This is a genomic window from Martinezella sp. CNPSo 3890 (genome assembly GCF_057784455.1).
The window spans coordinates 20,415-45,719 of record NZ_JBXSOR010000020.1; the positions used below are offsets into that span (position 1 = coordinate 20,415).

At 60.3% G+C, this 25,305-nt stretch carries 23 protein-coding genes; 12 read left to right on the forward strand and 11 right to left on the reverse strand.

What is annotated here, in order from left to right:
• Positions 1–10: 10 nt before the first annotated feature.
• From AC13RC_RS29720 to AC13RC_RS29730, 3 genes are all read right to left on the reverse strand, one after another.
• Positions 11–1,672, reverse strand: coding sequence for a DEAD/DEAH box helicase (locus AC13RC_RS29720; protein WP_488559418.1), 1,662 nt, complete (start codon positions 1,670–1,672; stop codon positions 11–13).
• A gap of 375 nt (positions 1,673–2,047) precedes the next feature.
• A complete protein-coding gene (locus AC13RC_RS29725) occupies positions 2,048–2,362 on the reverse strand; it encodes a hypothetical protein (protein ID WP_488559419.1) in 315 nt (104 codons plus the stop codon).
• A 147-nt stretch (positions 2,363–2,509) separates the two neighbouring features.
• Positions 2,510–4,096 (reverse strand): trimethylamine methyltransferase family protein, encoded by a 1,587-nt coding sequence (locus tag AC13RC_RS29730; RefSeq protein ID WP_488559420.1) that lies wholly within the window; start codon positions 4,094–4,096, stop codon positions 2,510–2,512.
• A 216-nt stretch (positions 4,097–4,312) separates the two neighbouring features.
• Between AC13RC_RS29730 and AC13RC_RS29735 the strand changes: the two genes are divergently transcribed.
• A complete protein-coding gene (locus tag AC13RC_RS29735) occupies positions 4,313–7,126 on the forward strand; it encodes a response regulator (protein WP_488559421.1) in 2,814 nt (937 codons plus the stop codon).
• A 66-nt stretch (positions 7,127–7,192) separates the two neighbouring features.
• On the opposite strand, the gene AC13RC_RS29740 is transcribed toward AC13RC_RS29735, so the two are convergent.
• The gene (locus AC13RC_RS29740; RefSeq protein ID WP_488559422.1) at positions 7,193–8,020 is read right to left on the reverse strand and encodes an oxidoreductase; all 828 of its coding nucleotides are present in this window, start codon (positions 8,018–8,020) and stop codon (positions 7,193–7,195) included.
• Between the two features lie 83 nt (positions 8,021–8,103).
• Here AC13RC_RS29740 and AC13RC_RS29745 point away from each other — a divergent pair, with 83 nt between their 5' ends.
• Positions 8,104–9,033: an AraC family transcriptional regulator gene (locus AC13RC_RS29745; protein ID WP_488559456.1), complete on the forward strand. Its 930-nt coding sequence runs from the start codon at positions 8,104–8,106 to the stop codon at positions 9,031–9,033.
• 43 nt (positions 9,034–9,076) lie between these two features.
• On the opposite strand, the gene mnmC2 is transcribed toward AC13RC_RS29745, so the two are convergent.
• Positions 9,077–9,811: a tRNA (5-methylaminomethyl-2-thiouridine)(34)-methyltransferase MnmC2 gene (gene mnmC2 / locus AC13RC_RS29750; RefSeq protein WP_488559423.1), complete on the reverse strand. Its 735-nt coding sequence runs from the start codon at positions 9,809–9,811 to the stop codon at positions 9,077–9,079.
• On the opposite strand from mnmC2, the gene AC13RC_RS29755 reads away from it, so the two are divergent.
• The 8 genes from AC13RC_RS29755 (at position 9,810) to AC13RC_RS29790 (ending at position 15,538) form a co-directional block, all read left to right on the forward strand.
• Complete coding sequence (locus AC13RC_RS29755; RefSeq protein ID WP_488559424.1) at positions 9,810–10,994, forward strand: NAD(P)/FAD-dependent oxidoreductase; 1,185 nt, start codon at positions 9,810–9,812, stop codon at positions 10,992–10,994. The two genes, mnmC2 and AC13RC_RS29755, sit on opposite strands and share 2 nt — an antisense overlap.
• Before the next feature lie 103 nt (positions 10,995–11,097).
• Complete coding sequence (locus tag AC13RC_RS29760) at positions 11,098–11,805, forward strand: DUF1045 domain-containing protein (RefSeq protein WP_112334229.1); 708 nt, start codon at positions 11,098–11,100, stop codon at positions 11,803–11,805.
• Positions 11,806–11,920: 115 nt separating this feature from the next.
• Positions 11,921–12,844 carry an allantoinase PuuE gene (gene puuE / locus AC13RC_RS29765; protein ID WP_488559425.1) on the forward strand — a complete coding sequence of 308 codons (924 nt, stop codon included), beginning with the start codon at positions 11,921–11,923 and terminating at the stop codon, positions 12,842–12,844.
• A gap of 1 nt (position 12,845) precedes the next feature.
• On the forward strand, positions 12,846–13,343 hold the full coding sequence (gene uraD / locus AC13RC_RS29770; RefSeq protein WP_183813857.1) for a 2-oxo-4-hydroxy-4-carboxy-5-ureidoimidazoline decarboxylase: 498 nt from the start codon (positions 12,846–12,848) through the stop codon (positions 13,341–13,343).
• A gap of 264 nt (positions 13,344–13,607) precedes the next feature.
• Positions 13,608–13,934 carry a HepT-like ribonuclease domain-containing protein gene (locus AC13RC_RS29775; protein ID WP_233789746.1) on the forward strand — a complete coding sequence of 109 codons (327 nt, stop codon included), beginning with the start codon at positions 13,608–13,610 and terminating at the stop codon, positions 13,932–13,934.
• A 7-nt stretch (positions 13,935–13,941) separates the two neighbouring features.
• The gene (locus AC13RC_RS29780; protein ID WP_113332168.1) at positions 13,942–14,442 is read left to right on the forward strand and encodes an ureidoglycolate lyase; all 501 of its coding nucleotides are present in this window, start codon (positions 13,942–13,944) and stop codon (positions 14,440–14,442) included.
• Positions 14,439–14,795 (forward strand): hydroxyisourate hydrolase, encoded by a 357-nt coding sequence (gene uraH / locus AC13RC_RS29785; RefSeq protein ID WP_113332169.1) that lies wholly within the window; start codon positions 14,439–14,441, stop codon positions 14,793–14,795. Before AC13RC_RS29780 ends, uraH begins: the two co-directional genes overlap by 4 nt.
• A 2-nt stretch (positions 14,796–14,797) precedes the next feature.
• Positions 14,798–15,538 (forward strand): metallophosphoesterase family protein, encoded by a 741-nt coding sequence (locus AC13RC_RS29790; RefSeq protein ID WP_488559426.1) that lies wholly within the window; start codon positions 14,798–14,800, stop codon positions 15,536–15,538.
• 50 nt (positions 15,539–15,588) lie between these two features.
• On the opposite strand, the gene AC13RC_RS29795 is transcribed toward AC13RC_RS29790, so the two are convergent.
• Genes AC13RC_RS29795 through AC13RC_RS29805 form a run of 3 tightly spaced genes read right to left on the reverse strand, consistent with a single transcriptional unit; the run spans position 15,589 to position 19,318 of the window.
• On the reverse strand, positions 15,589–16,728 hold the full coding sequence (locus AC13RC_RS29795) for an alpha-hydroxy acid oxidase (protein ID WP_488559427.1): 1,140 nt from the start codon (positions 16,726–16,728) through the stop codon (positions 15,589–15,591).
• A gap of 47 nt (positions 16,729–16,775) precedes the next feature.
• Entirely contained in the window at positions 16,776–18,083 is a 1,308-nt protein-coding gene (gene guaD / locus AC13RC_RS29800; protein ID WP_488559428.1) for a guanine deaminase, read from the reverse strand.
• Positions 18,080–19,318, reverse strand: coding sequence for a urate hydroxylase PuuD (locus tag AC13RC_RS29805; protein ID WP_488559429.1), 1,239 nt, complete (start codon positions 19,316–19,318; stop codon positions 18,080–18,082). The genes guaD and AC13RC_RS29805 overlap by 4 nt, the downstream gene beginning before the upstream one ends.
• Before the next feature lie 215 nt (positions 19,319–19,533).
• On the opposite strand from AC13RC_RS29805, the gene AC13RC_RS29810 reads away from it, so the two are divergent.
• Positions 19,534–19,869 carry a hypothetical protein gene (locus tag AC13RC_RS29810; RefSeq protein ID WP_113332307.1) on the forward strand — a complete coding sequence of 112 codons (336 nt, stop codon included), beginning with the start codon at positions 19,534–19,536 and terminating at the stop codon, positions 19,867–19,869.
• 3 nt (positions 19,870–19,872) lie between these two features.
• On the opposite strand, the gene AC13RC_RS29815 is transcribed toward AC13RC_RS29810, so the two are convergent.
• Positions 19,873–20,769 carry a LysR substrate-binding domain-containing protein gene (locus AC13RC_RS29815; RefSeq protein WP_488559430.1) on the reverse strand — a complete coding sequence of 299 codons (897 nt, stop codon included), beginning with the start codon at positions 20,767–20,769 and terminating at the stop codon, positions 19,873–19,875.
• A 102-nt stretch (positions 20,770–20,871) separates the two neighbouring features.
• Here AC13RC_RS29815 and AC13RC_RS29820 point away from each other — a divergent pair, with 102 nt between their 5' ends.
• Positions 20,872–21,075 carry a hypothetical protein gene (locus AC13RC_RS29820; protein ID WP_069612746.1) on the forward strand — a complete coding sequence of 68 codons (204 nt, stop codon included), beginning with the start codon at positions 20,872–20,874 and terminating at the stop codon, positions 21,073–21,075.
• Positions 21,076–21,361: 286 nt separating this feature from the next.
• On the opposite strand, the gene xdhB is transcribed toward AC13RC_RS29820, so the two are convergent.
• On the reverse strand, positions 21,362–23,701 hold the full coding sequence (gene xdhB / locus AC13RC_RS29825; RefSeq protein ID WP_488559431.1) for a xanthine dehydrogenase molybdopterin binding subunit: 2,340 nt from the start codon (positions 23,699–23,701) through the stop codon (positions 21,362–21,364).
• 126 nt (positions 23,702–23,827) lie between these two features.
• Complete coding sequence (gene xdhA / locus AC13RC_RS29830) at positions 23,828–25,294, reverse strand: xanthine dehydrogenase small subunit (protein ID WP_488559432.1); 1,467 nt, start codon at positions 25,292–25,294, stop codon at positions 23,828–23,830.
• Between the last annotated feature and the right edge of the window lie 11 nt (positions 25,295–25,305).

The window sequence follows — 25,305 nt, forward strand, 5'->3', positions numbered from 1 at the left end:
CTTAACTCCATCAGGCACGTTCGCGGCGCTGGCCGCCATTGCCGCGGCGGCGCATGCGGCCGTTGCCGCCATTGCGCTGTTCGCCCTGGGCGCCGCGCTCTTCGTTGTGGCGACCTGCGGGACGGCCATGGGCGTGGCGTTGGCCGCGATGGGCACCGCCCTCATGCGCGGCACCGTTGCCATTGGACTGACCATTGTGCTGCTTGCGAGCGGGACGGAAATCCGAGGTGGAGGCGAGATCGTTGTCGATCTCTGGGCGCGGCGTCGGTTCGTTGCGGCGCTGGCCACGGAAATCGGCATTGCGATTGTTTTCGCGATGCGGGCGATCGTCGCGCGGGCGGCGTTCCTGGCGCTCGCCAGCCTCACCACGAGCCTCGCCGTTTTCCTTGTCGAAGAACGGACGGCGGGCCGGACGTTGCGGGCGGCCTTCGCCGCGCTCGCGTCCCTGGCCATTCTGGCCTCTGCCCTGGCCGCCATTGCCGTGATTACCATTACCCTGGCCGCCACGGCCCTTGCCGCGAACGGGACGGCCGCGATCGGCCGGAGCTTCGCCGCTCGCAATGGCGATCTCGATACCCATCAGGCGCTCGATGTCACGCAACAGGCGGATTTCGTCGGGTGAGCAGAAGGCGATAGCGATGCCATCGCGGCCGGCGCGCGCGGTGCGGCCGATGCGGTGGACGTAAGCATCCGGTACTTCCGGCAGGTCGTAATTATAGACATGCGAAACGCCGGGAATGTCGATACCGCGTGCGGCGACGTCAGTTGCGACGAGAACGCGGACGTCGCCATCACGGAAGCCCTTCAGAGCGCGCTCGCGCTGGCCCTGGCTCTTGTTGCCATGAATGGAGGCGGCGGCATAGCCGACGTGGTCGAGATGCTTCGTCAGCTTCTCGGCGCCGTGCTTGGTACGCAGGAAGACGATCGAGCGGCCATCCGGGTTGGCGTTCAGCGTTTCCTTGAGGATTTCGGTCTTGTGGTTCTGGCCGGCGACGAAATGCACATACTGTTCCACCTTGTCGGCAGCCTTACCGGGCGGGGTGACTTCCACCTTGACCGGATTGGTCAGGTAATCGGAAGCGAGGTCGGCAATCGCCTTCGGCATGGTCGCCGAGAAGAGCAGGGTCTGGCGCTTGGCCGGGACGAGCTTGGCGATCTTGCGGAGATCGTGGATGAAGCCGAGATCGAGCATCTGGTCGGCTTCGTCGAGGACGAGGTGCGTGACGTGGCCGAGGGAGATGGCGCGACGGTTGATGAGGTCTAGCAGGCGGCCCGGCGTCGCGACGAGAATGTCGGTGCCGCGCTCCAGCTGAAGCTGCTGCTTGTTGATCGAAACACCACCGACGACGATGTTAATGCGCAGCGGCGTCTTGCGAACGAAGAGCTTCAGATTGTCGGCGATCTGGTTGACGAGTTCGCGGGTGGGGGCAAGGATTAGGGTGCGCGTCGTGCGGTTATCCGGGCGCTTGCCTTCCTTGGTCAGCATTTCGATGATCGGCAGGCCGAATGCGGCCGTCTTGCCGGTGCCGGTCTGGGCGAGGCCGATAAGATCGCGGCCCTGGAGAACGAGCGGGATGGCCTGAGCCTGGATCGGCGTCGGCGTAGCGAAGTTGTTCTGCGACAGCGTATCTACGATCTGCTTGGAGAGACCAAGCGAGTGAAAATCGGTCAATTCAATACCTTTCGGGGCGCCACAGAAAATAGGCCGGGTCGCACCATGCGGTCCGGTCTGTCTCTGGCGTCAAGAACCCCGCGTGAAGTGGGAACTTGTAAGTTGGAAATAGCTTTCCCAGCGCATTGGCCGCAGCGCTTGGCGCGGCCTCACTCATAAAAGCGCTTTTATCCTTCTCTTGCGTACAGATTGTCCCGCAGGGCACGCTCACGCGGCGGCCGGAAGGTGAAAGCTGAGGCGCATTTGGTCTTAAATCCGGGGAATGTCAAGAGCTGTAAGCGAAAGCTTTTCATCACGCATACAAAAATGCCGCCGAAATCCGGCGGCATCCCAAATCTGACAAGGGCGCATGCGCTCAATCAACGATTGCTGATCCTAGCGGCAGACCTCGACACGATAGGGCCGACCCCACCCGTCGTGGCGCCACGCCCAATAGCAGCTGGGATAGGGGCGCACATAGACGCGCTCGTAGATCGGGCCGTCATAGTAGGCCGGATAGGCCGGATAATAAGCCGGATAGGCGGGTCGCGCAGCCCCGGCTACCAAGGCGCCGCCGACGACACCCGCGGCAAGACCGCCGAAGAAGGCGCCGCGGTCGGAGGCGCTGGCAGTGGTGGTGGTTACGGCCGTGGCGCTGCCAAGCGTCAGCGCGATCAAACCGGCCGTCGTTAAAGTGCGAAGCACAGACATTGACATCCCTTTCCCAAAACACAGGCTGGCTCCTAGCCAAAGCCGAGTTTGACGTTGCGCAGAAAAGGGGGCGAAGTCGCGGCCGAAAAGTGGGGCGCGAGATTAAATTTCGTTCATGATTTCAGGCATAAAGCCTCTGATTTTAAATCAAAAATCGGTAGGGACGCCACCCTCTGCCTTGCGCTTAGCGACAAAGGCATCGAGCTCTTCCTCGATTGCCGGATCGAGCGGGGGCCGTTCATAATGCTCGAGCGTTTCCTTATAGACGCGATTGGCGTGATCGTAAGTCGTGGGCCTCCCGGCTTCCGTCCAGGTTTCATTGTTTCGCCAGTCGGACAGGATCGGCGAATAGAAGGCGGTTTCGTAGCGGGCGAGCGTGTGCGCCGTGCCGAAATAATGGCCGCCAGGGCCAACGTCGCGTACGGCATCCAGCGCCAGGGCATCGGCGCTGACATCAAGCGGCTTGAGGAATTCCGCGACCATCTGCAGCATGTCGACATCCAGGATGAATTTCTCGAAGGAGGCGGTTAGCCCGCCTTCGCTCCAGCCGGCTGCATGCAGGACGAAATTGCCGCCGCCCTGGGTCAGCGCCCAGAGCGACAGCGCTGATTCGTAGGCCGCCTGCGCATCGAGCGTATTGGAAGCGTTCGTGTTGGAGGTGCGGTAGGGGATGCCGTATCGGCGGGCGAGCTGGCCGCCCGCAATGACCGCCTTCATATATTCCGGTGTGCCGAAGGCGGGCGCGCCCGTCTTCATGTCCACGTTCGAGGTGAAGCCGCCATACATGACCGGCGCGCCCTTGCGCACCATCTGGGTGAAGGCGAGGCCGCAGAGCGCTTCCGCATTTTGCTGCACCAGCGCGCCGGCGATCGTCACCGGCGCCATGGCACCTGCCAGCGTGAACGGCGTCACCACGACTACCTGGCCGCGCGAGGACATTTCTATGATTCCCTGCAGCATCGGTCCGTCGAGGCGCAGCGGCGAGGAGGAATTGATGATGGTGAAGAGTGAGGGCTCGCGCTCCATCTGCTCCATGCTGATGCCGCGGCCGATACGGGCGATTTCGATCGCGTCGAGATTGCGCTGCTTGCCGAGCGAATAGCAATGGAAGGCCTTGTCGGTGAGCTTCACGATGTCGGAGAGGCAATCGAGATGGCGCACCGAGGCATGGATGTCGATGGGTTCGACCGGATAGCCGCCGGTCATATGGATGACGTCGAAGGACTGCGCGAGCTTGATGAGCTTGCGGAAGTCCTCCTGGTTGCCGGCTCTCCTGCCGCCGTCTCGGTCGGCGACGAAGGGGGCGGAGGCAACCTGGGCGAAGACAAGATTGCGGCCGCCGATCTCGACGTTTCTAAGGGGATTGCGGGCATGCAGCGTGAAGTTCGAGGGGATCGAAGCGATCAGCTCCATGATCATGTTGCGATCGAAGCGGACGCGTTCCTTGCCCGGCGTGACGTCCGCGCCGGCAGCCTTCATGCGCTCGCGCGCTTCCGGCAGGATGATATCCATGCCGATCTCTTCGAGGATGGTCAGCGACGCCTCATGAATATTGTCAAGCGCTTCCGGCGACAGGAGTTCCGTGTGCGCGAGATTGTTGACGAGGTTGAGATATTTCGTGCCGCTCGGCTTGCGGCTGCGCTCGGCGCCGCGCCCTCCGACCCGCCGCCGCCGTTCGCCCGTCGCCGTTGCGATCTGTGCTTCGTTCAAGGTCAGGCTTTCTTCATCGCTCATGGCGCTCGCTCCCAATAATCCGTTGACGGATTCTTGGCAGAGTTTCCCCCGGCGTGCCGCCGTTGTTTGCGACCAAGGCATGACCGTTATAGAACAGTGCGTAGTCTGAACGCGACGTCGGCGCGATGGTTAAACATGGTTAACGCCTTGTTAAAGGCATTCATGTTAGAGCGTCGTTTCATGAACTATCATGCGCGGTGAAAAGAGAGGCTCCGTTTGACCTTGGACGGTGAACTGCTCGACATAGCGTGCCGTCGGATCGCCAGTCTGGACCGGCCCGCCTACATCAAGAACAGCGAGCTTCGTTACGTCGCCGTCAATGATGCCTATGCGCGGTTTTTCGGGCGCGATATTTCCGATTTCATAGGCAATCGCAGTCACGATCTTCTCGATGCGAGCGAGAGCGCCGACAGAGAAGACAGGGAGCGCCGTGCGCTGGTCTTCGGCTCCGAAGAAGTGGCGCTGTGCTTCGATGGATCGGGTCGAGAGCGCTCGCGCATCCAGATCGAAAGTTTTTCCCCTGCGGAAGACCGCCTCTATATTTTCGGTGTATTTCTGGAAGCGCCTGCCAGGGGACTGCATCAGGATCTCGACAATATTCTTCGCTCGATGCCGATCGGTGTCTTGATCCACGACAGCGACTACGTCGTCGAATACGTGAATGATGCCTTCTACGACATTTTCGAATTCTCGAAGGATGAGCGCTTCGAAGGCCGCCCCTATCGGGATCTCATCGCCAAACATTACGAACTCGCGCGCTTCGACACCGACGGCCGCAGCATCGACGACATTTATCAGGCGCGTCTGGCAGCACTGCGCAAGGCAGGCGAGCATCTGCAAACAGAAGTGAATTTTGCCGACGGCAAATCCGTCATCATCGATGCGCGCCGCATTGCCAACGGGCGGACGCTGATGTCCTACACGGATATTTCCGCCGTCAAGCAGCAATTCCGCGAGATCACCGAGGCTCGGCTGGCGCTGGAACGCCTCGGCGAGCTGATGGCCGATGCCATGCAAGCCATGTCCCAAGGCCTGCTGATCGTTCAAGACGGTACGATCATACTAGCCAACGACCGGCTGAAGGATATGCTGAAGCTGCCGCCCGAGCTCCTCGAGGTCGGTAAAAACTGGTCTGCGGCGTTCGATTATTGTGCGCAACGCGGAGACTTCGGCGAGGACGCCGAGGCTATGCGGGCATCTTGGGGAGAAAACGTCGCTGCCGGCAAGCCGATCTCTTGTGTGTTCCAGATTGAAGGCGATCGCTGGATGCAGCTCGAAGCCGCGCTCGGCGAGCATCGCCGCTGGACGGTGGTGCTGACCGACGTTACCGAGATGAAGGAGCGCGAGGCGGATTTGCAGCTGCTCCTGGCGCGCAGCAATGCCGCGGATCGGGCGAAATCCGAATTCCTCACTCATATGAGTCATGAAATCCGCACACCGATGAATGGCGTTCTCGGTATGGCGGAACTGCTTGGCAAGACCGATCTCGATGCGCGCCAGAAGACCTTCGTCGACATCATCGTCAAATCGGGCAACGCGCTGCTGACCATCATCAACGACATTCTCGATTTTTCCCGCATCGATACCGGCGAGATGCATCTGCGCAAGATGGCATTCGATCCCGCCGAGGCCGTCGAGGATATCGCGACCCTGTTGGCTGCCGCCGCATCGGAAAAGAATATAGAGCTGATGGTGCGCATCGCTCCCGGCGTACCGGCGGCGATCCTCGGCGATGCCGGTCGTTTTCGGCAGATCGTGACCAATCTTGTCGGCAATGCGATCAAGTTCACCGAGCGCGGTCATGTGCTGGTGGAGTTGGACAGCCAGCCGGCACCGGGCGACACCATATTGCTTGTCCTCCGTATCGAAGATACAGGCATCGGCATTCCCGAAGAAAAGCTCGATACGATCTTCGACAAATTCTCACTGGCGGATTCATCCTTTGCGCGGCGGCTCGAGGGATCGGGCCTTGGTCTTACCATTACTGCCGGCCTTGTCGATCTTTTCGGCGGTTCGCTGTCGGTGGAGAGCGAATGGGGCAAGGGATCGGTCTTCACGGTCCATCTGCCGATGCCGCTGGTTGCCGCTCGGGGCAAAATCGCGGAGCTGCCGGCCAATGTCAGGGATGCCCGCGTCCTGATCGTGGAAGACGACGCGATCCATCGGCGCATCTTGACCGAACAGCTGGCGCAATGGGGTTTTGATGGGCATGTCGCCGAGGATGGCAGGACCGCGCTCACTATTCTGGATGCTGCCTTCGATATGGGCGTATCGGTCGATGCTGTTATCGTCGATTACAGCATGCCCGGCATGAATGGCTATCAGGTCGCGACCGCCTTGCGCGCCGATCCGCGTTTCGACACGCTGCCGATCGTGTTCCTGACGTCGATGGGTGTCGCCGGTTGCGACAGGGAATTCGCCGCCGTCAACGGCCAGGCGCATCTGATGAAGCCTGTGCGCGCCAATGTGCTGCGCAGTACGATCATCGATGTCGTGCGTGCTTCGCGGCGGAAAAAGCTGGGTGAGCGATTGGCCTCCGTTGAACGTCGGCTGCCGATAGAGATGGAAGCCGCAGCCGCGATCGAGGCCACGGACGGGATGACGTCGGCCAAATCAGGCAATGCCATCGACGTCCTCGTGGCGGAGGACAACGAGGTGAACCAGATCGTCTTCACGCAGATCCTGCAGGCGACCGGCCTGCGGTTTCTCGTCGTGGAGAACGGCCAGGCTGCCGTGGACGCATGGCGCCAGCTGCGGCCGTCGGTGATTCTCATGGATGTGTCCATGCCGGTCATGAATGGTCATCAGGCGACCCGCATGATCCGGCAGTTCGAGACACAGGCCGGGCAGGGATGGCATGTGCCCATCGTCGGGGTGACGGCGCAGGCACTGGATGTCGATCGCATCATGTGCATGCAGTCTGGCATGGATGATTGCATGTCCAAGCCGATCAGCCCCGAACTTCTCGAGACGAAGATCCGGCGCTATCTTGGCGATACCGCTCTCATGGCCGATCGCTCGAACAACTAGGGTTCGGATCCAGACTTGCTCGCAGGGCTGGATGGCGGCTTCCCGCCATCGCAACCGTCGCGGCCATCAGCCATCGGTGGAAACGGTAACGGCTTTCCAGGCTTCGATCTCCTGTTTGAGGCGCTCAATCCTATCCGACACAAGTGCAAGGGCATCGCTGCCGAGCAGGAGCTGCGGCGGAGGGGCGTCGGATTCGATCAGGTCTAGGACGGCTGTGGCGAGCTTGTCGGGATCGCCGAGCTGCTTGCCGCTTTTGGATTGCCGCGCCTGCCGGATCGGATCGAACAGCGTGTCATAATCCGCGATTGATCGTTCGGTCCGGACCATCGAGCGTCCGGCCCAGTCTGTCCGGAAGGAGCCGGGGCAGAGGGCGGTGACCCGAACGCCGAAGGGCGCCATCTCTGCTCGCATGACCTCCGAGATGCCCTGAAGCGCAAATTTGCTTCCGCAATAATAGGCGATGCCGGGCATGGTGATCATGCCGCCCATGGAAGTGACGTTGACGATGAAGCCGCGGCGCCTTTCGCGGAAGCGCGGCAGGAAGGCCTTGGCGACCGCAACTGCGCCGAAGACATTCACGTCGAACTGGCGGCGCATTTCTTCAAGAGGCGACTCTTCAAGAATTCCCTCGTGACCGTAGCCAGCATTGTTGATCAGCACGTCGACTGGTCCATGGTCTTCTTCCGCCTGTCGAACAACGTCGCCTATGCGGTCAAATTCCGTCACGTCGCATAGGATGGGCCGCACTGCCGGCAAGCGTTCTGTCAGGGCCGTCCGCGATTGTTCCGAGCGGATGGTGCCGATAACCTTGTGGCCGTTCCGGATCGCGGCGGCTGCGATTGCGAAACCGAAGCCGGAATTCGCTCCGGTGATGAAGAAGGTCTTCTGTGACATGATAGATGTTCTCTTCTTGATTGGTCGATGCTCATGACTGATAATCTTCCAAACTGTTGTCTGCGATCGCGAAAACTATGAACATCTTGCCAAATCCTATGAATACGAAGAGCCAATGGTCGAAGCGTCGGGAATTGGTGGAGCTGGCAGGTCTTCTTGCTCCCAGCCCGGGATACAATCCAACCGCACTTGCCGGTGTTCGGATTCTCAGGACTGAGGCGGTCCTTCACGATGTCCCGGTGCTCTACAAGCCGGGTGCGGTATTCGTCCTGCAAGGCCGAAAGCAGGGTATGCTGGAAGGCGAGGTCTATCTCTACGATGAGGAGCATTATCTGGCCGTGTCGGTGCCCGTTCCGTTTCGGATGGAATCGTCAGCCAGCGCAGAACGCCCCTTGCTTGCTGTCTATGTCGAGTTTGACATGCTTCTGGCTGCCGAAATCGCCTCGGAGGTGGGGGCGAGACGGTCCGTAACAACGATAGGCAAAGTGAGAAGCCTGATATCGAGCAGGATGGAGCCGATGATCGAGGATGTCGTGCTGCGCCTGCTGCGGGCATTGCGTGATCCCATCGAGCTTGCGGTTCTGGGAGCAGGCATACTGCGCGAGCTGCACTACCGAGTTCTCGTCGGCCCGCAGGGCGGAGCGATGATCTCAGCGCTTCAGCAGCAGGGCATTTCCGGTAAGATCGTGCGAAGCCTGGCCCGATTGCGTGAAACCTACAATTCCGAGATTTCGGTTGCCGCGCTGGCGCGTGAGGTGGGGATGAGCGTTCCCTCCTATCACGTCCATTTCAAAGCCCTGACGGGAAGCAGTCCGATACAATATGTGAAGGCAATGCGGCTCCACGAGGCGCGGTTGATGATCGCGCGTCAAAGTGGGACGATTGCGGAGGTGGCGGCATCGGTCGGCTATGCCAGTGCTGCGCAGTTCAGCCGGGATTTCAAACGGCACTTCCGGCGGACGGCCTCGGAAGAGGCCAAGTGGGTTCGCCAGCATCTTGGCGAACTCATCTGAGCCCTCGATATGGTTGCCGCCTGACCTGGCATCGGCCCCGGCCTCAGGCCGGCTTGATGCCGCAGAGCATTTCGCGCTTGCCGGCGAAGCCCTTGCGCCGTTCCACGATAAATCCGGCCGCCTGTAGGTTTCGCCTCACGAAGCCGGCAGCCGCATAGGTGGCGAAGGTGCCGTTCGGAACCGTCTTGTCATGAAGCGCCTGCATCAATTCTGGCGACCACATGTCGGCATTGCGCGAGGGTGCGAAACCGTCGAGATACCAGGCATCAAAACCCGGTTCGGCACGGCTGACGCCTTCGAGAGCTGGGGCGCAGACGACGCTGAGGCGCGTATTTGCATCTAGCCTCAGCGACACGAAACCCTGCGGGTTGTCCGGCCACGCTGCGGCAAGAGCCTGGCGCTCCCCATCGATTTCCGGCCAGTGCGAAAGCGCGCGGTCGATCTCCTCCGCTCTCATGGGATAGAGTTCGAAGGATATGAAGTGCAGGTTCGAACCGGGGATGGCCTGCTGCCGCCATTGGCGCCAGGTCTCGCAGAAGTTCAAGCCGGTGCCGAAGCCGAGTTCGCCGACGCGGAAGTCCTGTCGTCCCTGCCAGCGGTCGGGAAGGCCATTGCCGGCCAGGAAGACATGGCCGCATTCCAGCCTGCCGTCGGTCTGGCAATAAAAATGGTCGCCAAATGCCGTCGAATAGGGCATATCGCCGTCGCGCCATTCGAGCTCCGGGCTTGCCGCATTGGTTTCGGACGCCTTGGTCCGATCGGAAACTGGATCTGTCATGGAAAGAGCCGATAATCCTCCAAGACCTGCGGGTCAATCGTCCGTCGATCTGCTGATCGTGGGTGGTGGGATCATGGGGTTATGGGCCGCCGTTCATGCCGAGCGTCTTGGTATCCGGACATTGCTTGTCGAAGCTGGCCGTTTAGGGCAGGGGGCAAGCGGCGGTCTGCTTGGCGCGCTGATGCCGCACATGCCGGACAAATGGTCCGAGAAGAAGCAGTTTCAGTTCGATGCGCTTGTCGCGCTGGAAGAGGAAATTGCAGCCCTGGAAGCGGAGACCGGGCTTTCGGCTGGTTATCGCCGCGCCGGCCGCTTGATCCCGCTGCCGAAGCCTCATTTGAGGCAGATCGCGCTAGGCCATTCTCGAGACGCGGAGGTGCATTGGCGCCATGGGGAGCGCCGGTTTCACTGGAATGTGCTGGATGCCGCACCCGTCGAAGACTGGATCGAACCTTCAGCCGGCGAGAGCGGCTTTGTCCACGATACACTAGCGGCCCGCGTCGCACCGCGCGCGTTTCTGGAGGTCCTGCAGAGGTTCCTGGCGACGGCACGACATGTCCGGCTTTGCGAGGGCGTTACCGTCGAGAGTATCGATCCAGAGCGGGGCCTTGCGCGTTCAAGCGATGGCGACATTCGCTTCGGTCGCTGTATCCTTTCTGCCGGTTACTGCTCGTTTCCGATCCTTGATGAATTGACGAAGAGATGCAAAGCCTCGCTGGGTCAACCGGTCAAGGGGCAGGCGGCGATGCTGAAGGCCGATGTTGACGGCGGCTTGCCCGTTATCTTCCGCGACGGGCTCTATATCGTTCCGCATGAGAATGGATTGGTCGCGGTCGGCAGCACGAGCGAGAATCGATTCGATAATCCCTTATCGACGGACGGGCAGCTCGATGACCTCCTCAATTTGGCGCGTGCCATGGCGCCGGTGCTCGCCGCCGCGGAAGTCGTCGAGCGTTGGGCGGGCTTGCGCCCGAAGGCTGTGGATCGTGATCCGATGGTGGGTGCCCATCCAGATCACCCCGCGTTGATTGCGCTCACAGGCGGCTTTAAGGTGAGCTTCGGGCTGGCGCATAGGCTGGCGGAGGCGGCGGTACGTGAGGCGGTGGGCGCGCCTGGTCGCTTCAACTTGCCGCAGGGTTTCACTTTAGCGAGTCATATTTCAGTCATATCACATAAAACGTGAATTCAGGCCGCTTTCGGGTCGTCAATCTGTCACGCAAATCACCTATCTCCTTGGCCATCGGTGCCGGTTCGGTCTGCCTGACGTTACGCCCTGGAGGAATTTTATGCGGTATGCCATTTGCTTCACACCGTCTGCGAGCGATCCGCTGACGCTTGTGGCGGCGAATTGGCTCGGCCGCAATGTCTATTCCGGCGAGATGGTTGATCCGCCCGCAGTCCGTGGGCTCGGCATTCACGAGATCGCTTTCTACACCGCCGTTCCGCGCCGCTATGGTTTCATGGGAATTCTGAAGGCGCCGTTCCGGTTGGCCGAAGACATGTCCGAAGCCGGGTTGCTGCGCGATCTGATGCGGTTCTCCGGCACGGTGGCGCCCTTCGAAATCCCGAGGCTCGAGGTCGCGCGGCTCGGCGGTGCGTTGGGCCTCGTTCCCTCCGCACCAAGCCAGCAGATGCATTTCCTCGCAGCATCGCTGGTACAGACCTTCGATCAATATCGGGCTCCTTTGAGCGAAGCCGAGATCGAACGGATCGATCCGGATGGGCTTTCTGCGACGCAGTTCGCCAATCTGCATCGCTGGGGGCATCCGCACGTCATGGACGAGTTTCGCTTCCAGATGATGCTGACGGGCACCGTGAGCCCTGCCGATATGGCGCGCATCGAGCGTGCGCTGCGCGATTTCTTCGAGCCTGCCTTGGCTGCGCCCATCCCCGTTTCCAACATTGCGCTTATGATGGAAGAAGGCGCTGGCGGTCCCTTCCGTGTGCACTCGCTGCATCCGATGGGAAAGGTCAGCGCCCGCAAGATCGCCTAGATTAGCGGCTGGCGTTCACGCAATACCTCGCTTTGAAGCGAAAGTGATTTTCCACTTTCCGTCTCGACTTTCGCGGCGTGGATGTTACCGTTCCGCGATCAGAGAAGGTGCTTCAATGTCGGAAATCTATCCCCGTAATCTCATCGGCTACGGCCGCAACACACCGGATCCGAAATGGCCGGGTGACGCCCGCATCGCGGTGCAGTTTGTGATCAACTATGAAGAGGGCGGAGAAAGCTGCATTCTCGACGGTGATCCGGGGTCGGAAAACCTGCTTTCGGAGATCGTCGGCGCGGCCTCTTGGCCGAATCAGCGCAACCTCAATATGGAATCGATCTATGAATATGGTTCGCGCGCCGGCTTCTGGCGGCTGTGGCGCATGTTCACCGAACTCAAGGTTCAAGCGACGGTCTATGGGGTTACGCTTGCCATGGCGCGCAACCCGGAAGCGGTTGCCGCCATGAAGGAAGCGGGCTGGGAAATCGCCAGCCACGGCTACCGCTGGCTGGAATATAAGGATTTCTCCGAGGATCTGGAGCGCAAGCACATTCTCGAAGCCGTGCGGCTGCATACCGAACTCACCGGCGAGCGGCCCTACGGCATGTATCAGGGCAAGCCCTCGGACAATACGCTGCGTCTCGTCATGGAGGAGGGCGGCTTCCTCTATTCCTCTGATTCCTATGCCGACGATCTGCCCTTCTGGGTCGATGGTCTGAACGGCAAGCCGTTCCTGATCATTCCCTATACGCTCGAAACCAATGACATGCGCTTTGCGACACCACAGGGCTTCAATTCCGGCGACCAGTTTTTCACCTATTTGAAGGATGCTTTCGACACGCTCTATGAAGAGGGCAAGGACGGCAGCCCGAAGATGATGTCTGTCGGTCTGCATTGCCGCCTCGTCGGCCGCCCCGGCCGCGCTGCCGCGTTGCGGCGGTTCATCGAATATGTGCAGAAGCACGATAAGGTCTGGATCCCGAAACGAATCGAAATCGCCAAACACTGGTATGAAAATCACCTTCCCGGGGGCGCGCGCTGATATGATCTCGCGGGATGATTTTGTCGGCCGCTTCGGCGGCGTCTTCGAACATTCGCCTTTCGTTGCCGAGCGTGCTTACGATCAGGGCGCCATTGCCGAGCCGTTGACCTCCGGCGGCGTGCATGCCGCGCTGGTGCGGGTCTTCCGCTCTGCCAGCGAGGCGGAGCGACTTGGCGTGCTGCGGGCACATCCGGATCTCGCCGGCCGGCTGGCGATTGCCGGCCAGCTGACCGAGGATAGCCGCAAGGAGCAGGCCGGTGCAGGGCTCGATCGGCTAAGCCCCGAGGAGCATGCTCGGTTTACCGAGCTCAATGCCGCCTATGTGACGAAATTTGGCTTTCCTTTTATCATCGCGGTGAAGGGGCTCGGCAAGGACGATATCCTTGCCGCCTTCGAAACCCGGATTGGCAACGGCCGGGACACGGAATTTGCGACGGCTGCCGTTCAGGTCGAGAAGATCGCGCTGCTGCGTCTGCAATCCATGCTGCCTGAAGCCTGAGGTTTGGCCTCAGGGCTGTGATCCTCCAACCCATGCCCCTGGGTTGATTTCTCGTTGAGGTACGCGCTATTTTTCGGTCTACTCATGGCTTAGTATCCGCTTGGCAGGATACTGAGCCATGGGGCCACGGAAAGCATTGAACAGAGATAGAAGCGGATGGATGATTGGCGACGCCAGGAGGCGCGTCATCGCACCGGAATCAGGCATTGCCGGCGGAGGAAAGCCGGCATGAGCCTGGATCGACTGATTACCTACCTCGAACGCATGCAGCAGGCTGCATCCGAAATCGGTCAATTCCTCCGTGACGTCGATCAAGCCGCCTTTTTCAAGAGTGTCGAGAAACAGCGCGCCGTCGGCATGAATCTTCTGCTGATCGGCGAGGCTACCATACGCATTGCCGAGGAATATCCGGAGTTTGTCGTTGACCATCCGGAGCTGCCTTGGCATGTGATGCAGGACTTTCGGAATCGGATTGCGCAAGGATATGTCAACATCGAGTTGGCGGCCCTGTGGGACATCGCGCGCAAATCTCTTCCGGAGTTGCTCCTGCAACTGGACTCCATTCGCCATTGGCGAGCGGAAGGCGAATAATCAGTCAATGACACAGCATCTAGACATCAATCCTTTGACAAAGGCCGCGTTTGAGCCATTCGGCGATGTGATCGAGGCCGATCCTGCGACTATGCGGTACATCAACGGTGGCACAACCGAACGTTTCCATGCGTTGTCGAATGCCGAAGCTCTCGGTGACGGGGCGCGGGTTATCCTGAACCTCTTTCGCGGCCAGCCGCGTGCCTTTCCCTTCTCGATCGACATGATGGAGCGCCACCCCTTCGGCAGCCAGTGTTTCGTGCCGCTGAATGGTCGGCCGTTCCTCGTCGTCGTTGCAGAAGATGAGGGCGGCAAGCCGGGCCGGCCGCAAGTCTTCCTTGCGCGCGGCGACCAGGGCGTGAACTATCGGATCAATGTCTGGCATTATCCCCTGATGGCCCTCGACGAGCAGAGCGATTTCCTTATCGTGGATCGTGACGGGTCGGAGAACAACCTCGAGGAATATTTCTTCGACACGCCCTTCATCATCGGAGCCCCGACGCTATGACCGGACTGACGACCCATGTGCTCGATACCGCCTTCGGCAAGCCTGCCGAAGGCCTGGTGATCGATCTCTTCAGGATCGAGGGTGATGCTCGCACACATCTGAAGACGGTAACGACCAATGCCGACGGGCGCGTGGATGGCGGTCCCATCCTGATCGGCGACAGCTTCGTTGCCGGCACCTATGAATTGCTGTTTCGCGCCGGAGACTATCTGCGTGCCAGTGGAACCAAGCTGCCGGAGCCGGCTTTCCTCGATCTGGTGCCGATCCGTTTCGGCATTGCCGATACCACGGCGCATTATCATGTGCCGCTGCTGATCTCACCCTACGGCTATTCCACCTATCGCGGGAGCTGAGATTGCGTTTTGCAGCCATAGCGGACATCCACGGCAATCATCTGGCGCTTGAAGCCGTGCTTGCGGATATCCGCAGGCAGGGCATTAGCGACATCATCAATCTCGGCGATTGCTTCAGCGGGCCACTGACGGCGGGAAGGACGGCTGACCTGCTGCTGGAACTGAATGCGCCGACGGTGCGCGGTAATCACGACCGCTATCTGATCGAACAGGCGCCCGAGACGATGCATGTTTCAGATCGGGCCGCGCATTCTGAACTGACGGAACGCCATCTCGAATGGCTGCACACCTTGCCGGTCAGTGCGGTCCATCTGGATGAGGCCTATCTCTGCCACGCGACGCCAGCCGATGATAATGTCTATTGGCTCGAATCCGTCTCGCCCGAGGGTCATGTCTATCTAAAGCCGCTGGAAGAGATCGAGGCGCTGGCTGCCGGCATCGATTTTCCGCTGATCCTGTGCGGGCATAGCCATATTCCGCGCGCCGTTCGCCTTTCCGACGGGCGCCTGATCGTCAATCCCGGGAGCGTCGGCTGCCCCGCCTACGACGATGACCTGCCCTATTATCACAAGGTGGAGGCGGGCCATCCCTTTGCTTCTTACGCCATTCTGGAAAAGATCGGCGATACTTGGTTGCCAGTCTTCCGGCAGGTGGCCTATGACCACATTGCAATGGCCGCGCTCGCGGCGCAGAACGGCCGCGAGGAGTGGGCGAGCGGTCTGGCGACAGGCTGGCTGCGCTAGAGCATGCCGCGCAAATGTGTGCAGCGGTTTTGCGGTAACGACATGCGCTATTAAAGGTCAGCGAGTATCGACCGATCTACCGCCTTGATATCGCGCTTGCCGCAGAGTGCCATGGAAATATCCAGCTCCTTGCGGATGATTTCGAGCGCCAGCGTGACACCTTCCTTGCCCATGGCGCCGAGGCCATAGAGGAAGGGCCGGCCGATGAAGGTGCCCTTGGCACCGAAGGCTATGGCTTTCAGTACGTCCTGGCCGGAGCGGATGCCTCCGTCCATATGCACCTCGATCCTGTCGCCGACGGCATCGACGATTCTCGGTAGCATGCTGATGGAAGAATGGGCGCCGTCGAGTTGCCGGCCGCCATGATTGGAGACGATGATGGCGTCGGCGCCGACATCGACGGCCGCTTTTGCATCCTCGACGTCGAGAATGCCTTTGATGATCAACGGGCCGCCCCATTGCTCCTTGATCCAGGCGACATCGCTCCAGGAGAGTTTGGGGTCGAACTGTGAATGCGTCCAGTGTGACAGCGTCGTCATGTCGGAAATATCCTTGGCATGACCGATGATGTTGCCGAAGGAGCGGCGCTTGGTCTTCAGCATACCCATGCACCAGCCTGGCCGCGTCGCCATCTGCCAGAGATTTTTCGCCGTCATTTTCGGCGGTGCCGACAATCCGTTGCGGATGTCGTTATGGCGCTGCCCGAGGATCTGCAGGTCAGCTGTCAGCACCAGCGCCGAGCATTTTGCTGCCTTGGCGCGCTGGATCAGATTCAGGACGAAATCGCGGTCCTTCATGACGTAGAGCTGAAACCAGAAGGGCTGCTTCGTCACCGAGGCGATGTCCTCGATCGAGCAGATGCTCATGGTCGAGAGTGTGAAGGGGATACCGAATTCTTCCGCCGCCCGCGCCGCCAGCATCTCGCCATCGGCGTGCTGCATGCCGGTGAGGCCCGTGGGTGCCAGCGCCACCGGCATCGAGGCTTTCTGGCCGACCATGGTGGTTGCCAGCGACCGGTCGGACATGTCGACGAGCACGCGCTGACGCAGCTTGATCTTGGCGAAATCAGCCTCGTTTGCCCGGTAGGTCGACTCCGTCCACGATCCGGAATCGGCGTACTGGAAGAACATTTTCGGCACGCGCCGCTGCGCAAGCGTTTTCAGTTCGGCGATGGTCAGCGGCGCGGTCATGGCTCTTTGCCTTCTGGATGGTTACATGGAGGTGGGTTGGGATTGCCTCATTGCAGGATCGATTTCATCGGCTTTCCAGCAACATAGGTTTCGACGATCGCCCGGTCGTCGCCCATGGTCTGAAGCAGGAACAGCTCTTCGGTGAGGCTCTTCGTCACCTCCATCTTCAGTGCCATGGCTGGCGTTGCCGCTGCATTCAGGACGATGAGGTCGGCTTCCGTGCCAGCATCGAGCGTGCCGATCTTGTCGACGAGGGAGAGGGACTCGGCATTGCCGCGCGTCATGTAAAAGAAGCTTTCCAGCGGGTTCAGGCGTTCGCCGAGCAGCTGCTGGATCTTGTAGGCCTCGTCCATCGTGCGCAGCATGGAGTAGCTGGAGCCGCCGCCGATATCGGTGGCGACACCGATGCGAACGGGTTTCTCGCGGCGGGCCAGCGCCTTCAGCGGGAAGAGGCCGGAGCCGAGGAACAGGTTCGATGTCGGACAATGCACCGCAACCGCGCCGGCTTCGCTCATCGCGCCGGCTTCGCGCTCGGAAAGGTGGATCGCATGGCCGAACAGGCTCTTTGGCCCAAGCAGCCCGTAACGCGCATAGATATCGGTATAATCGATCGCTTCCGGATAGAGCTCGCAGGTAAACGCGATCTCCTCGTGGTTTTCGGAAAGATGCGTCTGAATGTGCAGATCCGGAAACTCGCGGGCAAGCGCCGCGGTCGCTTCCATCTGCGCCGGTGTCGAGGTGATGGCGAAGCGCGGCGTTATGGCGACGTGGTTGCGGCCCTTGCCGTGCCAGTCTGCGATCACCTGGCGCGTCTCGTCATAGCCCATTTCGGGCGTATCGAGCAGGCCCTGCGGGGCGTGGCGATCCATCATCACCTTGCCGCCGACCATGCGCATGTTGCGGCGCATGGCTTCGGCAAAATAGGCGTCGGCGGAGGTCTTGTGCACAGAACAGTAGGCGACGGCCGTCGTTGTGCCGTGGCGGATCATCTCGTCGTAGAAATGCGTGGCGATGCGCTCGGCATGCGCGCTTTCGACGAAGCGGCATTCCTCGGGGAATGTATAGGTGTTCAGCCATTCCAAGAGGTTGGCGGCATAGGAGGCGATCACCTGCATCTGCGGGAAATGCAGGTGCATGTCGATGAAACCCGGCAGGATCAGATGCGGGCGGTGGTCGACTTCGGCGACATCTTCCGGTGCCTGCGCCTTGATATCGGCATAAGGCCCGGTCGCGACGATCATGCCGTTCTCGATCAGCAGGCCGCCGTCGCTTTCGTAAGCGTAGCTGCCCGTATCATCGAGGTTTTGCGGCAGGTGCTTGAAGGAAAGCAGTCGGCCGCGCAGAAGGGTGGTCATTGGCTTTTTTCTCCGATGGAGCTTTCGAACCAGGCGACCAGCAATTTGCGTTCCTCGGGCGTCACTTCGGTGACATTGCCCGGAGGCATGGCATGGCTGCGGCCGGCCTGAATATAGATCTCCCGGGCATGCATAGCGATTTGCTCGTCATTTTCCAGCATTACGCCCTTTGGCGGTCGAACAATCCCCTCATAGACGGGTTCGGCCGAATGACACATGGTGCAGCGCGTCGAAACTATCTCTTTGACGGACGAGAAATGTATATCCGAGGCATATTGCTGGAATGCGGGAGGAATCGCATTGGCCTCCTTCTCCTCGGTCAGCACCTTCGGAACGGTCGAAAGCCACATGATGATAATGAAGAGGACGACGGTAACGATCCAGGTCCAGGTTGGATGACCTTTGCGGGCATGTGTCGTGTTGAACCAGTGACGGATGGTGACCCCCATGAGGAAAACCAGCGCCGCGATCACCCAATTATAGGCCGTGCCGAAAGCCAGCGGATAGTGGTTGGACAGCATGAAGAAGATGACAGGCAGCGTCAGGTAGTTGTTGTGCAGCGAGCGCTGCTTGGCGATACGGCCATATTTAGGGTCGGGCGTGCGGCCGGCAATGAGGTCGGCGACAACGATCTTCTGATTGGGAATGATGATCATGAAGACGTTCGCCGACATGATCGTCGCGGTGAAGGCGCCGAGATGCAGGAAGGCGGCACGGCCGGTGAAGAGATGCGTGTAGCCCCAGGCCATGAGGACCAGGACGGCATAAAGCACGATCATCAGGCCCCAGGTGTTGTTGCCGAGCGGGGACTTGCAAAGCAGGTCGTAGACGATCCAGCCGCCGGCAAGCGAAGCGAGTGAAATCAGGATTGCGACGGGGACGCTGACATCGAGCACATGCCGGTCGATGAGGAAGAGGTTGGCGCCGCCGTAATAGACGATGCACAGCATCAGGAAGCCGGAAATCCAGGTGAAATAGCTTTCGTATTTGAACCAGGTCAGATGCTCCGGCATCTGCGCGGGAGCCACGAGATATTTCTGGATATGATAAAAGCCGCCGCCGTGGACCTGCCATTCTTCGCCATAGGCGCCGGGCGGAAGATGCGGGCGCTTCACCAGCCCGAGATCGAGCGCGATGAAGTAGAAAGACGAACCGATCCAGGCAATGGCGGTTATGACGTGGAACCAGCGGGCGGCAAAGGCCAGCCATTCCCACGCTATGGCGTATTCATACATTCAGTTCCCCTTTTCTTCCTCCGACTCCGCACCTTGCAAAATGTTGGCGACGGAGGGAAGGGGAGAGTTTGCCGCGTTAGCAAAAAGCCACGCTCTTGTCTGGCGTCCGGGGCGCATTAGATCAGATTATGGCAGTTTTTTAATAAAATGCCCTTGGCTGCTTGGAGCGGGCCGTGTCCGCGGTAGCCGTCTATTTTTTCGACGGAGAATTGCCCATGCGAGGTATTCTGGCGTTCGTATTTTTTCTTCTCTCCACAGCCTTCGCCTTTGGGCATGAGGCGCCCTCCGGTTGGTCCTACGACCCCTATTGCTGCAATGGTGACAGCAAGACGGGCGATTGCGAGATGATCCCCTCGCGTACCGTCACCATTGTCCCCGGTGGCTATCGGGTGACGCTCAATCCGGGCGATCATCGCTACATAACCCACGCGCATATCTTCAATCTGCCGCAGCAGAAAACGATGCGTTCTCCCGACGGAGCCTATCATCTCTGCTTGTTTCCGGACGAGAATACGCCGCGCTGTTTTTATGCGCCCGACATGGATTATTGAGCGCTATTCCAGCGGCATGCCGAATTCGCGGAGGAGCCAATCCCTGAAGGCACGGATACGCGGCGTATAACGCCTGTTTTCGGGATAAGCGATCCAGTAGTCCGTATTGTCGGACGAAAGAATATCAAAGGGCTGGATCAGCCGGCCGGAAGCCAGATCGTCCGCATAGAACTCCGGGGTCAGGATGGCGACGCCCTGGCCGGCCAATGCTGCGCTCGCCTCGAAGGACTGGGCACCGAGCCTGCTGCGTGGCCGGCCCTGAAGGCCGGGATCGGGAACGCCGGCCTCTTTGAACCATTGCGCCCACCACGGGTCGCCTGCGTCGATGATGCGGAGCTTCAGCAGATCGGCCGGTTCATGTATGCCGCCGATAGATTCGGCAAGTGCCGGGCTCAGCATCGGCGTAAAATAGACCTTCATCAAAAGATGGGCGCGCAGTCCCGGCCACTGGCCACGCCCGGCGCGGATGGCGATATCGGAGGGCTCCCGGGCGAAGTCGATGATCGAGCCGGAGGTATCCAGCCGGACCGCGATATTGGGATGCTTGAGCTGAAACGACCCGACATGACGAGCCAGCCATTGCGAGGCGAAGGTGGGCGTCGAGTGAATGCGCAGCGTCGTTTCGGCATCGTCACTGATCGAGGCCATGGCCTCCTGCAACAGGGCAAAGGCTTCAGCCACTTTCGGCGCGAGCTGTTCTCCGGCTTCGGTCAATAGGATCTGCCGCGGACGACGCAGGAATAGCGGCTCCCCCACCGTCTCCTCCAGTAGCTTGATCTGATAGCTGACCGCCGTCTGCGTCATGCCAAGCTCTTCGCCGGCGCGGGTGAAACTGCCGAGCCGGGCGGCGGCTTCGAAAACGCGCAAGGCATTCAGCGGGAAGCGCTTGGACTGCTTCATGGATAAGTTCTCTTTATGTATGCAGACGATAGTTCGATTGGAATTTCAGCATTTTTCGCGCCAGACTGCAATTCACATCGTTGATTGAATTGAGGTGTTGTCATGGACTGTTATGTGATCGAGCCGGTGGAGGCAGCCAAGCCCGCGCTTGTGGCGCGTCTTCTGGAGCCGCTGATGCAGGTCTTCCTGAAGCACGGCGAACCGTCACCGCATCTAGACCTCGATGAGATGCCGGACCGGCTGAAGCGCGACCTTGGATTTCTGGATGGGCGTGAGCCGCGTTATGACGATAGGTCGCTGCTGTAGGTGGTGAGAACCGTCGAGGGGTTGGGTCATGAATTGAGACCCTTCATGTATGTGGAGAATGAGTGCTCCCCTCTGTCCTTGTCGGGACATCTCCCTCACAAGGGAGAGATGGGTAACCCGCAGCTTTCTTCGGATATCAAACGAAGATAGTATCTGTGGAAACGACAGTGGCATGTTCTGTTAGGTGGAGCGACACCCCCAACAATCTCCCCCCTTGTGGGAGAGATGTCAGCGAAGCTGACAGGGGGCTGCTCAAATGCAGTCCTCTCGTTTGGCAGGACGACAATCACATCCCCTTCAGCCGCTCCACCGCCATCAGAACGCGCTCCGGTGTCGCCGGGGCGTCGAGGCGGGGGCAGACGCGGTAATCCGCGACGCTGGCGACCGCCATCGATAGGGCCTCGAGCACGGATATGCTGAGCATGAAGGGCGGCTCGCCCACGGCCTTCGAGCGGCCGATCGTCGCCTCCGTGTTTTCCGACCATTCCGCCAGCCGGACGTTGAAGATTTTCGGGCGGTCGGAGGCGAGGGGGATCTTGTAGGTGGAGGGCGCATGGGTGCGCAGTCGGCCCTTGGCATCCCACCAGAGCTCCTCGGTGGTCAGCCAGCCCATGCCTTGCACGAAGGCACCTTCGACCTGGCCGATATCGATCGCCGGATTAAGTGAGCGACCCACGTCGTGAAGGATGTCGGTGCGGTCGATCAGATATTCGCCCGTCAGCGTATCGATCGACACTTCCGAGCAGGCGGCGCCATAGGAGAAGTAGTAGAATGGCGTGCCGCGGCCGGCCTTACGGTCCCAATGGATCTTCGGCGTCTTGTAGAAGCCGGCGGCCGAGAGCTGCACGCGGGCGAAATAGGCCTGCTTGACGAAATCGGGGAAGGGGATTTCCGTTTCTCCGACGCGTACGCGATTGGGGAGGAATTGCACCTCTTCCGCGCCCACTCCCCATTTCTCGGCTGCGAAGGCGATGAGCCTTTCCTTGATTTGGCGAGCAGCGTCATAGGCTGCCATGCCGTTCAGGTCGGAGCCGGATGAGGCGGCCGTCGCCGATGTATTTGGCACCTTGCCTGTTGTTGTCGCTGTGATCTTCACCCGGTCGATATCGACCTGGAAACTGTCGGCCAGAACCTGCGCCACCTTCGTATAGAGGCCTTGGCCCATTTCGGTGCCGCCATGGTTCAGGTGAATGGAGCCATCCTGATAGATGTGCACCAGCGCGCCGGCCTGATTGAAGGCGGTCATGGTAAAGGAGATGCCGAATTTCACCGGCGTCAGCGCGATGCCCTTGCGGATGAACCGGCTGGAGCGGTTGAATTCGATGATCGCCTTGCGCCGCGCCTGGTAGTCGGAACTCTGTTCGAGCTCGTCGACGACGCGGTTGATGATGTTGTCTGTGACCTCCTGATGATAAGGGGTCAGTGTCCGGCCGGAGCCCGGCTGGCCGTAGAAATTGGCGCGGCGGATTTCGAGTGGATCCTTGCCGAGCGCGTAGGCGATCTCCTCGATCATGCGCTCGCCACCAACCATGCCCTGCGGGCCTCCAAAGCCACGGAAGGCGGTGTTGGAGACGGTATGCGTCTTCAGCGGCTTCGAGACCAGATGCACATGCGGGTAGAAATAGCTGGAATCCGCATGGAACAGCGCGCGGTCGGTCACCGGGCCGGAAAGATCAGAGGAGAAGCCGCAGCGTGCGGCATAGGTGGCGTCGACGGCGTGGATGCGGCCTTCGTCGTCGAAGCCGACCTCGTAATCCACGAGGAAGTCGTGCCGCTTGCCCGTGGCGCTCATGTCTTCGTCGCGGTCGGGCCGGAATTTAACGGCGCGGCCGAGCTTCTTGGCGGCGACGGCGGCAAGAGCCGCAAATTGGTTGCCCTGCGTTTCCTTGCCCCCGAAGCCGCCGCCCATGCGGCGCACATTGACGGTGACGGCGTTGGACGGGATGCCGAGAACATGGCCGACGATATGCTGGATTTCGCTCGGATGCTGCGTCGAGGACCAGACAGCGACTTCGTCGTCCTCGCCGGGGATCGCCATAGCGATGTGGCTTTCGAGATAGAAGTGCTCCTGTCCGCCGATGCGCATCTGCGCCTTGATGCGGTGCTTGGCGTTGGCCATTTCGGTTTCCGGTTCGCCGCGCTTCAGCGTCATCGGTTCGTAGACGAGCGGTGCGCCATTGGCGAGCGCGCCGTCGATATCGCTCCAATGCGGCAGGTCGCGATAGTCGATCTTGGCAAGGCGGGCAGCACGGCGGGCGGCATCGCGGGTTTCGGCGATGACGGCGAAGATCGGCTGCCCGTGGAATTCGACTTTCGTCTCGGCAAGCAGCGGTTCGTCATGCATGCCGTTGGAGCTGGTGTCGTTGACGCCGGGGATATCCGAGCCAGTGAAGACCCAGACGACACCTGGATAGGCTTTAACGGCCGAGAGATCGATGCCGGTGATCTCGGCATGCGCGCGATCGGAAAGGCCCAGCGCGCCATGCAGCAGCCCGGCCGGTTCGGGAATATCATCAATATAATCGGCGGCTCCGGTGACGTGCTTATGTGCGGAATCATGGCGTAACGAGCCGTGCATCGAGCCGTTGATGAGGACCTTGGCTTCTTCGAACGTAGACTTGTCCATAGCTCAGACCTCCGCGTTTTCCCTTCTCCCCGAGGGGAGAAGGGGAAAGGAAGCGGCTGCAGTCATCCCCCGAAAGATACCGTGCCATGCTCAAGGAATACGGTTGAATAAATCTGAAATCCGTCATCATGCGAGCACCTCGAAGCGCTTCAATTCCTGCGGTGCGCCTGATGTCTCAAGATAGAAGCGGATGAGAAGATTCTTGGCGGTCAGCTGGCGGTATTCGGCGGAAGCACGCCAATCGGTGAGCGGCGTGTAGTCGCTGTCGAAGGCATCGCGTGCGGCCATGACGGTTGCCTCACTCCAGGGTTTGCCGATCAATTCCGCCTCGACCGTGCGAGCGCGCTTCGGCGTACCGGCCATGCCGCCGAAGGCGATACGGATATCTTCGACATTGCCGGCGGCGTCCAGTGACAGATGGAAGGCGCCGCAGGCAGCCGAAATATCCTCGTCGCGGCGCTTGGAGATCTTGTAGATGGCGAAATGCGTACCCTTGGCGGGATAGGGTACGAAGATGCTCTCGACGAACTCACCGGGATGCCGGTCCTGCTTGCCGTAATCGATGAAGAAATCTTCGAGCGGCAGGCTGCGTGTGCCTGCTGTCGAGCGGAGTTTCACCGTTGCGCCGAGCGCGATCAGCGGCGGCGGCGTGTCGCCGATCGGCGAGCCGTTGGCGATATTGCCGCCGATGGTGCCCATGTTGCGCACCTGCTCGCCGCCGATGCGGTTGATGAGGTTGGCAAAGGCCGGGATTTTTTCGCCGATCACAGCAAAAGCGCGGCTGTAGGTGACGCCGGCGCCGATACCAAGCCCATCGTCTTCGACGACGATTTTCTGCAGATCGGTCAGATGATTGATAAAGACGACCGGATTCAGCCGGCGCATCTGCTTGGTGACCCATAGGCCGACATCGGTTGAGCCGGCGACGACGGTCGCCGTCGGCTCGTCGGCAAGCACCTGTGCCAGCGCCGAGACGGAGCCGGGCACGATGAGGCGATCCTCACCATCGGCAATCTCGATGGTATCGCCACCCTGCATCGCCCAGAGGCGGGCGATGATATCGGCCCTGGTCTTTTCGAGTGGATCGAAGAGAGCGCTCGGCCGCTTCTGGCTGACCTGCTCGGCCGCCTTGACGATCGGCTCGTAGCCCGTGCAACGACAGAGATTTCCCTGCAGCGATTTTTCGATCTGCTCCCGGCTGGGCTTTTCGGTTGTCAGCCAGAGACCATAGAGCGACATGACGAAACCCGGCGTGCAAAAGCCGCATTGCGAGCCGTGGCAGTCGACCAGAGCTTGCTGCACCGGGTGAAGCGCACCGTTCCGGGCGGCGAGATGTTCGACGGTGACGACGTGGGTCGCATGCAGCGAGCCGACAAAGCGGATGCAGGCATTGACGGATTCATAGTGCAGCCCGCCATCGATCAAACGTCCCACAAGCACCGTGCAGGCGCCGCAGTCGCCTTCCGCACATCCTTCCTTCGTGCCCGTCAGTCTCCGGTTGAGACGCAGGAAGTCGAGCAGCGTCTCGGTAGGGCGCAGGCTGGATAGAATGATATCCTCGCCGTTGAGGATAAAGCGGATGCTGTCGCTCATGTCGTTCCCGT

Coding starts and splice junctions, on each gene's coding strand:
- AC13RC_RS29725 (WP_488559419.1), bottom strand. CDS start 2,362: ATGTCTGTGCTTCGCACTTTAACGACGGCCGGTTTGATCGCGCTGACG.
- AC13RC_RS29730 (WP_488559420.1), bottom strand. CDS start 4,096: ATGAGCGATGAAGAAAGCCTGACCTTGAACGAAGCACAGATCGCAACG.
- AC13RC_RS29740 (WP_488559422.1), bottom strand. CDS start 8,020: ATGTCACAGAAGACCTTCTTCATCACCGGAGCGAATTCCGGCTTCGGT.
- AC13RC_RS29755 (WP_488559424.1), top strand. CDS start 9,810: ATGGAAAGAGCCGATAATCCTCCAAGACCTGCGGGTCAATCGTCCGTC.
- mnmC2 (WP_488559423.1), bottom strand. CDS start 9,811: ATGACAGATCCAGTTTCCGATCGGACCAAGGCGTCCGAAACCAATGCG.
- AC13RC_RS29760 (WP_112334229.1), top strand. CDS start 11,098: ATGCGGTATGCCATTTGCTTCACACCGTCTGCGAGCGATCCGCTGACG.
- puuE (WP_488559425.1), top strand. CDS start 11,921: ATGTCGGAAATCTATCCCCGTAATCTCATCGGCTACGGCCGCAACACA.
- uraD (WP_183813857.1), top strand. CDS start 12,846: ATGATCTCGCGGGATGATTTTGTCGGCCGCTTCGGCGGCGTCTTCGAA.
- AC13RC_RS29775 (WP_233789746.1), top strand. CDS start 13,608: ATGCAGCAGGCTGCATCCGAAATCGGTCAATTCCTCCGTGACGTCGAT.
- AC13RC_RS29780 (WP_113332168.1), top strand. CDS start 13,942: ATGACACAGCATCTAGACATCAATCCTTTGACAAAGGCCGCGTTTGAG.
- uraH (WP_113332169.1), top strand. CDS start 14,439: ATGACCGGACTGACGACCCATGTGCTCGATACCGCCTTCGGCAAGCCT.
- AC13RC_RS29795 (WP_488559427.1), bottom strand. CDS start 16,728: ATGACCGCGCCGCTGACCATCGCCGAACTGAAAACGCTTGCGCAGCGG.
- guaD (WP_488559428.1), bottom strand. CDS start 18,083: ATGACCACCCTTCTGCGCGGCCGACTGCTTTCCTTCAAGCACCTGCCG.
- AC13RC_RS29805 (WP_488559429.1), bottom strand. CDS start 19,318: ATGTATGAATACGCCATAGCGTGGGAATGGCTGGCCTTTGCCGCCCGC.
- AC13RC_RS29810 (WP_113332307.1), top strand. CDS start 19,534: ATGCGAGGTATTCTGGCGTTCGTATTTTTTCTTCTCTCCACAGCCTTC.
- AC13RC_RS29815 (WP_488559430.1), bottom strand. CDS start 20,769: ATGAAGCAGTCCAAGCGCTTCCCGCTGAATGCCTTGCGCGTTTTCGAA.
- AC13RC_RS29820 (WP_069612746.1), top strand. CDS start 20,872: ATGGACTGTTATGTGATCGAGCCGGTGGAGGCAGCCAAGCCCGCGCTT.
- xdhB (WP_488559431.1), bottom strand. CDS start 23,701: ATGGACAAGTCTACGTTCGAAGAAGCCAAGGTCCTCATCAACGGCTCG.
- xdhA (WP_488559432.1), bottom strand. CDS start 25,294: ATGAGCGACAGCATCCGCTTTATCCTCAACGGCGAGGATATCATTCTA.